This is a genomic window from Rathayibacter sp. PhB1 (assembly GCF_004362935.1).
GTDB classification, from domain to species: Bacteria; Actinomycetota; Actinomycetes; order Actinomycetales; family Microbacteriaceae; genus Rathayibacter; species Rathayibacter festucae.
Genome location: NZ_SNYD01000003.1, coordinates 246,598 through 259,147, shown reverse-complemented (window position 1 = coordinate 259,147; position 12,550 = coordinate 246,598). Strand labels below are relative to the sequence as shown.

The window sequence follows — 12,550 nt, the reverse complement described above, 5'->3', positions numbered from 1 at the left end:
GGAGCGGGCGGGCGGCTCGGCCCGCCGTCCGCTCCCGCATGGCGCGTCAGGCTCTCGCGCGCCGACGGCGCGCCACGACGAGTCCGGCTCCGCCCGCCAGGAGGAGGGCCGAGCCCAGCAGTGCGGTGGCCCCGCCCTCGAGGCCGGTCTCGGCCAGGCGGGGTCCGCCCGGCTTCGATCCGGTGCTCGAGGCAGGTGCCGCGGCGACGGGGGTGGCGGACGGGGTGGTCGGCTCGGTGGTGCCCACGGGCTCGGAGCCCGCGGCGGCGCCGCCGTCGAGGGTGGCGCTCGCGAGCACGCGACCGTAGTCGTCCATCAGGGCGAGGGTGTGCGGCTCGGTCGTGTACTCGGCGCCGATGGTGGTGGTCACGGCGCCGCCGGTGATCGCGGAGGTGCCGATCGTGGTCGGCTCGGAGTAGATCACGGTGCTGGTGGCCAGGCCGTCGAGATCGCCCTCGGTCGCCCAGTACAGGTCCGAGAAGGTCAGGTCGAAGCTCTCGCCCACCAGGTAGCTCGAGGGCGCGACCGACGCGTCGGTGAAGTCGGCGAGGTAGATCTCGAAGTTCTCGAGGGCCGGCGGCGTGACGGAGGGGACGTCGCCGTCGACGACCGCGGTCCCCGCCGCCGGGTCGACGTCGTACGCGATCTCCTCATTGCGGTAGATCGCCGCGGTCGCGGCGGGCTCCGGGAGCTCGAGCCCGACCTCGGGCGAGCTCGGGCTGAAGAAGTACAGGTTGACCGGGCCGGCGAAGTTGTGGACGAGGGCGTCACCCTCCGAATCGAGCGACGCCTTCTTGAGGACCCACTCGCCGCGGCTCCCTCGGGCGCCGACCGGCAGCTGCGCCTGGACGAAGACGTCGTAGCCGGCGTACTCGGGGCCGGCGTCGATCGAGATGCCGCCGCCGTTGAAGAGGATCGCGTCCTGCCAGTCCAGCGGGTCGTAGGGCGTGTCGGCCGAGGCCGGCGCGGCGACGGTCAGGGCGAGGCCCACGGCGGCCGTCGCGGCGAGAGCGCAGCCGAGAAGCGGGCGGAGCGGGCGGAGCGGGCGGGTCGAGCGGTTCATGCGGTGTGTCCCCCGGTGGTGGCGACCGTCGTCGTCGAGGTCGTCGGCTCACTCTCGGGGGGCGGAGCGCCCGCGCGCAAGCCCTTCGAGACGGCCGTCGCCGAATCGGGACATCGTGTTCGAGCGGGCCGGACCCGCTCCAGGACGCGAGGCGCCCGACGGTGCGAGCAGAGAGCGACGAACGGGCGGGCGGCCCGCCGTGCCGAGGCACGACGGGCCGCCCGCCCGATCGATCGTCAGGCGCTCGCGCGGCGGCGTCGTGCCAGGACGAGTCCGCCGAGTCCCGCGGCGAGCAGGCCGCTCGCCAGCAGGGCGATCGAGCCGGCCTCGACGCCGGTCTCCGCCAGGTGCGCGCCGGGCTTCGCGCCCGGCTTCGATCCGCTGTTCGAGACCGGGGCCACGGCCACCGGCGTCGCAGTCGCGGTCGGGGTCGCCGTCGGCTCGGCCTCGGGAGCGGCGGCGCCGCCGTCGAGCGTCGCGGCCGACAGCACGCGGCCGTAGCCGTCCAGCAGCGCGACCGTGTGCGGGTCGGTGGTGTACTCGGCGCCGATCGTGGTGGTCACCGACCCGCCGGCGATCGTCGAGGTGCCGATGGTGGTCGGCTCCGAGTAGACGACCGTGCTGGTCGACTGGCCGTCCAGGTCGCCGGGCGCCGCCCAGTAGAGCTCGGAGAAGGTGAGATCGAACGCCTCGTCGACCGTGTAGCTCGACGGCTGGACGGTCGCGAGCGTGAGCGGGGTGCCGTACGTCTGCAGGTCGGCCAGCGCGGGCGCCACGACCGTCGGGACGGCCCCGTCGACGACGGCGGTGCCGGCCTCGGGGTCGACGTCGTACTCGATCTCGCCGCCGCGGTAGATGGCCGCCGTCGCGTCGGGCTCGGGCAGCTCGAGTCCGGGTTGCACGGCACTCGGGCTGAAGAAGTAGAGGTTCGTCGGTCCGGCGAAGTTGACGACGCGGGCGGTGCCCTCGGCGTCGAGCGACGCCTTGCGGATGTTCCAGACCCCTCCGCCCTCGTAGCCCTCGACGGTGCGCGGGATCTGCGACTGCACGAACACGTCGTAGCCGGCGTACTCGGGACCTGCGTCGACGGTGATCCCGCCTCCGTTGTACTCGAAGATCTCCTCGCCCTCGACCTCGGCGGCCGAGGCGGGCGTCGCCGCCAGCAGCGCGAGGCCGAGTGCGGCGGCGGTGGCGGCGACGGTGCCGCGGGCGAAGGGTGGTGCGAGTCGTGTCATGTGGTGCTGGTCCCCCAGGTGATCGAGGCTCTCGGTGGTGAGTGCGCTGAGTCACGATCCCGCACGGGAGACCCCGTCGCATCCGCCGGGAGGCGGACGTGTCGCGGGGCGTCGGCGCCGCCGCACGGCCGCTCTCGGGCACCCGTCTCACGCCCAGGGCGAACAGGGGGTCCGACCGGGGGGAGCGCTGGTTACAGTCGAGCTATCGGAGCCCACCCCTGCGGGTTCTGTAGGGAGTGACAGCATGTTCGAGAGATTCACCGATCGCGCACGGCGCGTCGTCGTCCTGGCCCAAGAAGAGGCCAAGATGCTCAATCACAACTACATCGGGACCGAGCACATCCTGCTCGGCCTGATCCACGAGGGCGAGGGAGTGGCCGCCAAGGCGCTCGAGTCCCTCGGCATCTCGCTCGACGCGGTGCGCGAGCAGGTCCAGGACATCATCGGCCAGGGGCAGCAGCAGCCCACCGGCCACATCCCCTTCACGCCGCGTGCGAAGAAGGTCCTCGAGCTGTCCCTGCGCGAAGCGCTGCAGCTCGGCCACAACTACATCGGGACCGAGCACATCCTGCTCGGCCTCATCCGCGAGGGCGAGGGCGTCGCCGCACAGGTGCTCGTCAAGCTGGGCGCCGACCTCAACCGGGTGCGCCAGCAGGTCATCCAGCTCCTCTCGGGCTACCAGGGCAAGGAGCAGGTCGCCGTGGGCGGTGAGCAGCAGCAGCCTCAGGGCGGCTCGCAGATCCTCGACCAGTTCGGACGCAACCTCACGCAGGCGGCGCGCGACAACAAGCTCGACCCGGTCATCGGGCGCGAGAAGGAGATCGAGCGGGTCATGCAGATCCTCTCCCGCCGCTCCAAGAACAACCCCGTCCTGATCGGCGAGCCCGGCGTCGGCAAGACCGCCGTCGTCGAGGGCCTCGCCCAGGCGATCGTGCGCGGCGACGTGCCCGAGACGCTCAAGGACAAGCAGCTCTACACGCTCGACCTCGGCTCGCTCATCGCCGGCTCCCGCTACCGCGGTGACTTCGAGGAGCGCCTCAAGAAGGTGACGAAGGAGATCCGCACCCGCGGCGACATCATCACCTTCATCGACGAGATCCACACCCTCGTCGGCGCAGGGGCCGCGGAGGGCGCGATCGACGCCGCCTCGATCCTCAAGCCGCTGCTCGCCCGCGGCGAGCTGCAGACCATCGGCGCGACCACGCTCGACGAGTACCGCAAGCACTTCGAGAAGGACGCCGCGCTCGAGCGCCGCTTCCAGCCGATCCAGGTCGCGGAGCCGTCGCTGCCCCACACCATCAACATCCTCAAGGGCCTGCGCGACCGCTACGAGGCGCACCACAAGGTGTCCATCACCGACGGTGCCATCGTCTCGGCCGCCAACCTCGCGGACCGCTACATCAGCGACCGCTTCCTCCCCGACAAGGCCATCGACCTGATCGACGAGGCCGGCGCCCGCCTGCGCCTCTCGATCCTCTCGGCCCCGCCGGAGTTGCGCGAGTTCGACGACAAGATCGCCGTCGTCCGCACCGCGAAGGAGGCCGCGATCGAGGACCAGGACTTCGAGAAGGCCGCGTCGCTCCGCGACGAGGAGAAGCAGCTGCTCGGTGAGCGCCTGCGCCTGGAGAAGAAGTGGAAGTCGGGCGACGTCAAGGCGACCGGTGTCGTCGACGAGGGCCTGATCGCCGAGGTCCTCGCCCAGGCGACCGGCATCCCGGTCTTCAAGCTGACCGAGGAGGAGTCCTCGCGGCTCGTCTTCATGGAGAAGGCGCTGCACCAGCGCGTCATCGGCCAGGAGGAGGCCATCGCGGCCCTCTCGCGGACCATCCGCCGCACCCGCGCCGGCCTCAAGGACCCCAAGCGCCCCTCGGGATCGTTCATCTTCGCCGGCCCCACCGGTGTCGGAAAGACCGAGCTCGCCAAGGCGCTCGCCGAGTTCCTCTTCGACGACGAGAACGCGATGATCTCGCTCGACATGTCGGAGTACGGCGAGAAGCACACCGTCTCGCGGCTGTTCGGCGCCCCTCCCGGGTTCGTCGGCTTCGAGGAGGGCGGCCAGCTCACCGAGAAGGTCCGCCGGAAGCCCTTCAGCGTGGTCCTCTTCGACGAGATCGAGAAGGCCCACCCCGACATCTTCAACTCGCTCCTCCAGATCCTCGAGGAGGGTCGTCTGACCGACGGCCAGGGGCGCGTCGTCGACTTCAAGAACACCGTCATCATCATGACCACCAACCTCGGTGCGCGTGACATCGCCGGTGGTCCCGTCGGGTTCCAGATCGAGGGCGAGAACGCCACCGGCTACGACCGCATGCGCGGCAAGGTCAACGAGGAGCTGAAGAAGCACTTCAAGCCCGAGTTCCTCAACCGCGTGGACGACGTCATCGTCTTCCCGCAGCTGTCGAAGCCCGAGCTGCTCCAGATCGTCGACCTGTTCATCGGCCGCCTCGGCGACCGCCTGCTGGACCGCGACATGACGGTGGAGCTGACGCAGTCGGCCAAGGAGCGGCTGATCGAGGTCGGGTTCGACCCGGCCCTCGGCGCCCGCCCGCTGCGCCGCGCGATCCAGCGCGAGATCGAGGACCAGCTGTCCGAGCAGATCCTGCACGGCCAGCTCGGTGCCGGAGACCACGTGCACGTGGACTTCGCGGAGGGCAAGTTCGTCTTCACGACGACGCCGCGCCTGATCTCGATCAGCGCCGGTGCGACGGCGGGAGCGGCGACCGCCGGCCCGGCGACGCCCGATCTGATGGCGTAGCACCCGCACAGCACGACAGCGAGCCCGTTCCTCCTCGCGGAGGGACGGGCTCGTCGTCGTTCGGCCGTACGCTTGTCGGATGGCCGATTGGAAGTACCCGGTGCGCCGCGCGCGCACGAGCGACGTCCCCTTCATCCAGGAGCTCAGCGAGCCGCTCGTCAACGAGCGCATCCTCCTCGGCAAGGACCGCGTGGTGCTCTACGGCGCCGTGCAGGAGTTCCGGATCGCGGAGTCGGGCGACGGCACCGCCATCGGCTGCGGCGCGCTGCACGTGATGTGGGACGACATCGCGGAGGTGCGCACCCTCGCCGTCGCGAAGGACTGGCTCGGCCGGGGCGTGGGCCACCACATCCTGGAGCGCCTGGAGAACGACGCGCGCGAGCTCGGGCTGAAGCGCCTGTTCTGCCTGACCTTCGAGGTCGGCTTCTTCGAGCGCCACGGCTACGCGCCGATCGGCGAGAAGGTCGTCGACCCCGAGGTGTACGCCGAGCTGCTGCGCTCTCCTGATGAGGGCGTGGCCGAGTTCCTCGACCTCGCCCGGGTGAAGCCGAACACGCTCGGCAACACCCGCATGCTCAAGACGCTCTGAGCGCTCGCGCGTCGTAGCCTGTGTCGGTGACTCCGCCTCCCCGCCGCCTGCCCTCCCGGGTCTACCGGCGGCGCAGGGCCGGCCTGATCCTCGCGCTCCTGGTGATCATCGCCGGGATCGCCGCGCTGGTCTCGCTGCAGCCGTGGGCGGGCGCACGCGGGATGGCCGAGAGCGCGAGCCCGACGGCCTCGGCGCTGCCGACGCTCTACCCCTCCACCGCGCCGGAGGGCTCGCCGCCCGCCGACGCCGCCGCCTGCACCTCCGACACCGTCGCGGTCACGGCCGTCACCGATGCGACGAGCTACGGGCCCGATGAGGCGCCGCAGCTCTCGCTGTCGCTCGCGAACATCTCGAGCACCGACTGCGTGATCGACGCCGGGACGAGCGGGCAGGTCTTCACGATCACCAGCGGGTCCGACCCGGTCTGGACCTCGACCGACTGCCAGACGAACGGGTCCTCCCTGGAGATCCTGCTCCAGGCCGGCACCTCGGTCACGGGCAGCGCGATCACCTGGGACCGCACCCGCTCCTCGCCGGACACCTGCTCCGGTGGGCGCGAGGCGGTCGAGGGGGGCGGCGCGGCGTACAACCTCTCGGTCTCGGTCGCGGGGATCCCGTCGGGGTCGACGACGCAGTTCCTGCTGCAGTAGTCCGTCCCGCCTGTCGCCCTTCAGGGGGAGGTGGCGCGGAACACGCGCGCGTACGCTCACGGACATGATGAGGACGCTCCGCCGGCTCCTGTCCGCGATCACGCCGAGGGGGCGGGGCTCCGGAGCGCGCGGATCCGGGCTGTCCGCGGGAGCGGCGGGGATGCTGCTCGCGGCCGCGCTGGCGGGGGCGCCCACGGCGGCGGCCGTGCCACTGCCGGCGGTCCACGCGGGCGAGCCGGTCGCCGCCGCTGCCGTCGCCGCAGCCGCCGCCGGCGGAACAGCACGCGGCGTCGACGACTTCCGCTTCTCCCGCTACGCCGTCGACTACGACCTCGGCCGCGACGCCGAGGGGCGCTCGACGCTGACGACGGTCGAGACCTTCGTCGCCGAGTTCCCCGAGGACCAGAACCGCGGGATGCAGCGGGCGATCCCGCTCCAGTACCAGGGCTACCCGACCGGCGTGGACCTGGTGTCGGTGACGGACGAGACGGGGCGGGCCCGGCCCGTCGACACCGAGACCGAGGACGGGATCCTCCTCGTGACGAGCGCCGCGGACGGCTTCGTCAGCGGCAGCCAGACCTACGTCTTCACCTACACCCAGCACGACGTGACGCTGCCCGGCTCCGGCACGAGGAGCGGCGAGGACGAGTTCTACTGGGACGCGAACGGCACGCAGTGGCGGCAGCCCTTCGACCGCTACGACGTCCGGATCCGGCTCACCGGCGGCCTGGCCGAGGCGGCGACCGGGACCGCGTCCTGCTACCGCGGCGCGGCCGGCTCCACCGACGGCTGCTCGATCGGCCGCGACGGCGCCGTGGTGACCGCGAGCGGGACCGACCTGGCGGCGTACGAGAACGTGACGGTCGCGGTCGGATTCGCGCCGGGGACCTTCACGCCGCGCGACGACGGCTACTTCGCCTCGGGCTGGGCCTGGGTGCAGCTGGCGTCGATGCTCGTGCTGCTCGGCGTGCTCGTCGCGGCGATCCGACGGCGTGCCACGGTGCTGCGCGATGCTCCGGGGCGCCCGACGGTGATCGCCGAGTACGAGCCGCCCGCGCAGGGGCTCTTCCTCTCCGCGGCGCTGCGCGGGCGGTCCTCGCGTGCTCCGGCCGCGGCGCTGCTCGACGCGGCGGTCCGCGGGCTGGTCCGGGTCGAGGAGAAGGACTCGGGGAGGAAGCCCGGCTTCCTCCTCCGCGTGCTCGATCCGGCGACGGCCGCGCCGCGACGGGCCGGGCGACCGCGCGTCGTCCCTCCCGTCGACCGGGAGTTCTTCGACATCGCGTTCGGGCCCTCGCCCGCGCCGGGGGCCGTCCGCGACCTGAGCGGGAAGGACAAGGAGTTCGGGAAGGCGGTGTCGTCCTTCCAGACGGTGATGTCCGCGCGGGTCGTGGAGGAGGGACTGCGGCGCTCCGGGACGGTGCGCGGCTCCGTGCTCCTGGTCGTTCTCGCGGTGGTCGCCGTCGTCGGCGTCGTGCTGGCCGGGGCGCTCCTGCTCGGGGCGGCGCTCGGCGGGGCGCTGCCGATCGTGCTGCTCCTCTCCGCGCTCGTCGTGGGGGCGCTGGTCTGCGTCCTGCTCGCGAAGGTGCCGCTGACCGCGACCGGCGCGGAGCTGCGCGACCACCTGAAGGGTCTCGAGCTGTACCTGCGGCTGGCGGAGGCGGACCGGTTCGCGATGCTGCAGTCGCCCCGCGGCGCCGACCGGCGCAGCGTCGGTCCGGTCGAGGTCGTCGAGGTGACCGAGCGGCTGCTGCCGTGGGCGGTGCTCCTCGGGCTGGAGAAGGAATGGTCGGCAGCACTCGCGACCGCCTACGAGCAGACGGGCGAGAGCCCGGTCTGGTACTCGGGGACGACAGGGTTCCACGCCGCGGCGTTCGCGGGGAGCATCTCCTCGTTCTCCTCGTCCGCGTCGAGCTTCGTCGGCTCCTCGTCGAGCTCGTCGAGCGGCGGCGCGGGCGGTGGCGGCAGCTCCGGCGGTGGCGGGGGCGGCGGCGGAGGCGGCGGGGTCTAGCCCGTCCGGCTGCGCGCGGCCCGTCTCGACCTGCTCTCGGCGCGGCGGTCGGCGCGGAGCCGGCTCTTCGCGGCCGCGTAGTCGCGGGAGCTGCGGCTCGAGAGGGCGAGCAGCACGAGGATGTCGAAGGCGACGCTGCCGAGGTTGGTCTGCAGGCTGATCGCCGCGCCGCCCTGGAGCACCGCGGCGAAGGCGGTGATCGTGCTGAGCAGGCTGGAGGAGAGGGCGAGCAGGCGGGCCGTCCCGGAGCCGCGGAGCACGAGCGCGCCGAGGAGCAGCCAGAGGAGCGTCGCCGCCCCGAGGAGCGCCGCCGCGATCGGCCGGGTCGAGGCCTCGTCGAGCGTGGACCCGCCCGCGGTGGCGGTGCCGCCGTCGAGCCAGGTCAGGTCGTCGAGCGAGGCGGCGCCGGCGAGCAGCAGCACGGCCTGGAGCGCGTACGCGAGACCGCGGGCGACGAGCATCAGGGCGCCGACGTGCGTGGTGACGGGCCGGCGGAGGACCGTCGCGGACGAGGTGCCGAGCGCACCGGCCAGCTCGGTGGCGGCGACGGGGGCGATCGCGTCGCGCTCGGCGGCCCCGGACGGCAGGGGGATGGCGCGGAGGTCGACGACCGGCAGATCGCCGTCGGTGACGATGGAGTCGCCGCCGCCGTTCCGGGAGTGGTAGCCGGTGGAGAAGTCCTGGATGACGTCGACCGTCACCTCGGGGTGGTGCTCGCGGAGGCTCGCCACGATGTGGTCGCGCTCCTGGTCGGTGTCGGGGGAGATCTTGTGCGTGACCTGGAGGGTGAAGAGCGAGAGTCCGACGCTGCGGTCGAAGGTGCCGGCGGCGACCCACTCGACGGGGAATCCGCCGGGCAGGAACCAGTTCTCGGGGCAGCGCCAGAAGCGCACGTGGTGGCGCTTGCCCGGGTTGCCGGCGACCTCCTGCTGGAACGCGACGTCCTGCTGCCGCCCGAACACGAAGAGCGGCGAGACGGGGGCGCGGTGGTAGCTGCGGCGGGTGAGCGTGGCGGTGATGATCCGCCGGCTGCTGCGCACCGTGACCTCGTCGGCGCGGGTCCAGCCGGAGGAGGTCATCGCGTGGACGAGCTGCGCGTCGCTGCCCTGGAAGGCGAGGTTGACCGGGTCGCCGAGCAGGCCGTCGCTGGTGCGCGCGCGCCCGATGAAGTAGTCGGGCACGTAGAGACGGGTGAGGATCCGGTGCAGCCGCGGCAGCACGAGGTAGGCGACCAGGACCCAGACGGCGACGTAGAAGCCGATCTGGGCCCAGCCGGAGCGGACGCCGTCGGTGACGAGGACGACGGCGAGGAGGGTCGCGGCGACGCCGCCGAGGACGAAGAAGGCCTGGTCGAGCAGCGCGGGGATCGGGAAGCGGCGGCGGCGGACCGCCGGTGCGGAGGCGGGGGCGGAGCCTCCGTCCGTGGCGGGCCGGTCCTGGTCGGTGCCGGTCCGCTCGGTGTCGCTGCTCACGGCGTCAGCCTAGGGCGGCGGTCCGGCGCGGGGGCCGTCAGCCGACGGGGATGCGGGTCGGCACGGGCACGAGGGCGTGGGTGATCGCGCTCGAGAGGGTGAAGGCGCTCGAGTCCAGGTGGGAGGGGTGGCCGAGCCGGGTGGCCTCGTTGGCGCGCTGCTTCGCGCCGGACGCCGGACGGATGTCTCCGGAGAGACTGATCTCGCCGAAGGCCGCGATGCCGGGGCGCAGCGGCGTGTAGGCGTGGGCCGAGGCGATTGCGACGGCGATGGCGAGGTCGGCGGCCGGCTCCATCAGCTTCACGCCGCCGACCGTCGAGACGTAGACGTCGCAGCGGCGGAGCGGGATGCCGGCCTGGCGCTCGAGCACCGCGAGGATCATCGCGACGCGGGAGGCGTCCACGCCGTTGGTCACCCGGCGCGGGTGGTCGCCGTCGTTCGCGATGACGAGGGCCTGGATCTCGACGGGCAGGGCGCGTCGCCCCTCCATCGCGACGGTGACGCAGATGCCCGGGGTGGGGAAGCGGGTGCGGCTGAGGAAGAGGCCGCTGGGGTCGGGGATCTCGGCGATGCCCTCCGCGGTCATCTCGAAGCAGCCGACCTCGTCGGTGGGGCCGAAGCGGTTCTTGAGCGAGCGGACGAAGCGCAGCGCCGTCTGGCGGTCGCCCTCGAAGTGGCAGACGACGTCGACGAGGTGCTCGAGCAGGCGCGGGCCGGCGATCGAGCCGTCCTTGGTGACGTGGCCGACGAGGACGAGGGGGAGCGCGCGCTCCTTGCAGACGCGGATCAGCGTCGAGGCGACCTCGCGGACCTGGCTCGGACCGCCGGGCAGGCCGTCCACCGTGTCGCTCGCGACGGTCTGCACCGAGTCGACGATCAGGAGGTCCGGGCGGACCTCGTCGATCTGGCCGAGGACGGTGGCGAGGTCGGTCTCGGCGGCGAGGAAGAGGCTGTCGTGCATGGCGCCGGTGCGCTCGGCGCGCATGCGGACCTGGGCGGCGGACTCCTCCGCGCTGACGTAGAGGACGCGCTGGCCCTCGGCGGCGGCGCGCGAGGCGACCTCGAGCAGCAGCGTCGACTTGCCGACGCCGGGCTCACCGGAGAGGAGGACGACCGCCCCGTTGACGATGCCGCCGCCGAGCACGCGGTCGAGCTCGCCGACACCGGTGGGCCGGTGGGCGGCGGAGGTGGTCTCGATCTGCGTGATCGGCTTGGCCAGCCGCGCCGCGGTGGGGGCGACAGCGGCGACCGCGCGGACCAGGCCGGTGCGCTCGGTGCTCTCGATCACGGAGCCCCACTGCTGGCACTCGCCGCAGCGGCCGACCCACTTCGCGGTCGTCCAGCCGCACTCGGAGCAGCGGTAGGCGGCGGTGCGCGTCTTCGAGGAGGCCATGGGGTCCTTCCGGGCCGGGGGGAGTGCGGGGCAGTGGTGGAGCGAGGGAGCGCCGGCGACGCTACGGCCGGCCTCCGACATCGGAGCGCTCCTTCGAACGTGTCTTCGACGATAGCGGGCACCGCCGACACCGGGACGCGCCGCGCCCGGACTGTGGACACCCGGCCGGACGTCCCGGTGGGGAGGAGTCCTGGCAGCACCAGAGCGGCGCACGGGCGGTGTCGGTCGTCTGCGGGAGACTGGGCCCATGACCTCGACGGTGCACACGCTCAAGTCCGGCCGCGCGCTCGGAGTCGCCTGGTCCGGCCCGGAGGGCGCCGAGCACGTCGTCGTGCTCGTGCACCCCGCACCCGGCGCCGCCGGACTCGACCCCGACCCCGCGGCCACCGCCCGCCACGGCGTGCGGCTGCTCTCGTTCGACCGCCCCGGCTACGGCGCCTCGGAGCTGCTGACCGACGTCGATCCCGCCGGCGCCGGTGCCGGGGCGAGCCCGGAGCAGGCCGCCGCCGACATCGCCGAGTACCTCGCCACCGCGGGCATCGCCTCCGTCACCGCGGCCGGCTGGTCGGCGGGCGGCCGCGTCGCCCTCGCCCTCTCGGCCAACTACCCGGGCCTGGTCGGGCGCGTCGCCGTCCTCGGCACTCCCGCGCCGGACGACGCCGTGCCGTGGGTCGGCGAGCAGAACCGGGCGATGCTCGAGCAGCTGCGCGAGCTGCCGGTGGACGAGGCGGTCCGCTCCCTCGCCGCCGCGCTCGACACGGCGTTCGGCCCGTCACCTGCCCCCGAGTCGCTGCTCGGCGTGCTCGGAGGGGACGCCGCCGACGAGGACGTGCTCGAGGCGCCCGGGGTCCGCGAGCGGCTCCTGGCGATGCTCGAGCGCGCCGTCGCCCAGGGCAACCTCGGCCAGGCCGCGGACATCGTCGGCTACACCCTCCAGGAGTGGGGCTTCGCGGTCGAGACGGTCGACGCCCCGGCGCTGCTCCTCTACGGCGGCGAGGACGCGACGGTCGGCCGCCAGCACGGCGAGTGGTACGCCGCCCGCCTGCCCGACTCGCGCCTCGAGGTCGTGCCCGGCCGAGGTCACCTGCTCGCCGTCTCCGAGTGGGAGCGCGTGCTCGCCTTCCTCCTGCCCGAGCCCGCCTGACGCCTCGGCGACGGCCGCACGCCCGCGCTCGGCCGCGGTTCCCGCGCCGATTGGCGGGATTCCGGAGCCTCGCGTACACTCGTCCTCGGTACCGTGTCCGAGCGGCCGAAGGAGCATGTCTCGAAAACATGTGTGGGCTTGCGTCCACCGTGGGTTCAAATCCCACCGGTACCGCCAGTCAGAACCCCCGAGTCAGCGAGAGCCGACCGGGGGTTCTGTCGTTCTTGGCCCGCGCGTCACC

At 73.1% G+C, this 12,550-nt stretch carries 9 protein-coding genes and 1 tRNA gene; 6 read left to right on the top strand and 4 right to left on the bottom strand.

The window, feature by feature from the left end:
- Positions 1 to 46: 46 nt before the first annotated feature.
- Both EDF17_RS19795 and EDF17_RS20135 read right to left on the bottom strand, forming a co-directional pair.
- Entirely contained in the window at positions 47 to 1,063 is a 1,017-nt protein-coding gene (locus EDF17_RS19795; RefSeq protein ID WP_166649633.1) for an LPXTG cell wall anchor domain-containing protein, read from the bottom strand.
- 236 nt (positions 1,064 to 1,299) lie between these two features.
- The gene (locus tag EDF17_RS20135; RefSeq protein WP_208110591.1) at positions 1,300 to 2,298 is read right to left on the bottom strand and encodes an LPXTG cell wall anchor domain-containing protein; all 999 of its coding nucleotides are present in this window, start codon (positions 2,296 to 2,298) and stop codon (positions 1,300 to 1,302) included.
- Positions 2,299 to 2,542: 244 nt separating this feature from the next.
- Here EDF17_RS20135 and EDF17_RS09005 point away from each other — a divergent pair, with 244 nt between their 5' ends.
- The 4 genes from EDF17_RS09005 to EDF17_RS08990 all read left to right on the top strand — a co-directional run bounded on the left by EDF17_RS09005 (position 2,543) and on the right by EDF17_RS08990 (position 8,300).
- Entirely contained in the window at positions 2,543 to 5,053 is a 2,511-nt protein-coding gene (locus tag EDF17_RS09005) for an ATP-dependent Clp protease ATP-binding subunit (RefSeq protein WP_123446787.1), read from the top strand.
- A gap of 79 nt (positions 5,054 to 5,132) precedes the next feature.
- Positions 5,133 to 5,642: an amino-acid N-acetyltransferase gene (locus tag EDF17_RS09000; protein ID WP_123446786.1), complete on the top strand. Its 510-nt coding sequence runs from the start codon at positions 5,133 to 5,135 to the stop codon at positions 5,640 to 5,642.
- 26 nt (positions 5,643 to 5,668) lie between these two features.
- Complete coding sequence (locus EDF17_RS08995) at positions 5,669 to 6,292, top strand: hypothetical protein (protein ID WP_133671966.1); 624 nt, start codon at positions 5,669 to 5,671, stop codon at positions 6,290 to 6,292.
- A 64-nt stretch (positions 6,293 to 6,356) separates the two neighbouring features.
- Entirely contained in the window at positions 6,357 to 8,300 is a 1,944-nt protein-coding gene (locus tag EDF17_RS08990) for a DUF2207 domain-containing protein (protein WP_123446784.1), read from the top strand.
- Here the strand turns inward: EDF17_RS08990 and EDF17_RS08985 are convergent.
- Positions 8,297 to 9,772: an LssY C-terminal domain-containing protein gene (locus tag EDF17_RS08985; RefSeq protein WP_123446783.1), complete on the bottom strand. Its 1,476-nt coding sequence runs from the start codon at positions 9,770 to 9,772 to the stop codon at positions 8,297 to 8,299. The genes EDF17_RS08990 and EDF17_RS08985 overlap by 4 nt on opposite strands.
- A 37-nt stretch (positions 9,773 to 9,809) precedes the next feature.
- A complete protein-coding gene (gene radA, locus EDF17_RS08980) occupies positions 9,810 to 11,165 on the bottom strand; it encodes a DNA repair protein RadA (protein WP_123446782.1) in 1,356 nt (451 codons plus the stop codon).
- Positions 11,166 to 11,412: 247 nt separating this feature from the next.
- Here radA and EDF17_RS08975 point away from each other — a divergent pair, with 247 nt between their 5' ends.
- Positions 11,413 to 12,309: an alpha/beta hydrolase gene (locus tag EDF17_RS08975; protein ID WP_123446781.1), complete on the top strand. Its 897-nt coding sequence runs from the start codon at positions 11,413 to 11,415 to the stop codon at positions 12,307 to 12,309.
- Positions 12,310 to 12,396: 87 nt separating this feature from the next.
- Positions 12,397 to 12,486: transfer RNA gene (locus tag EDF17_RS08970), tRNA-Ser, on the top strand.
- The last annotated feature ends 64 nt before the right edge of the window (positions 12,487 to 12,550 follow it).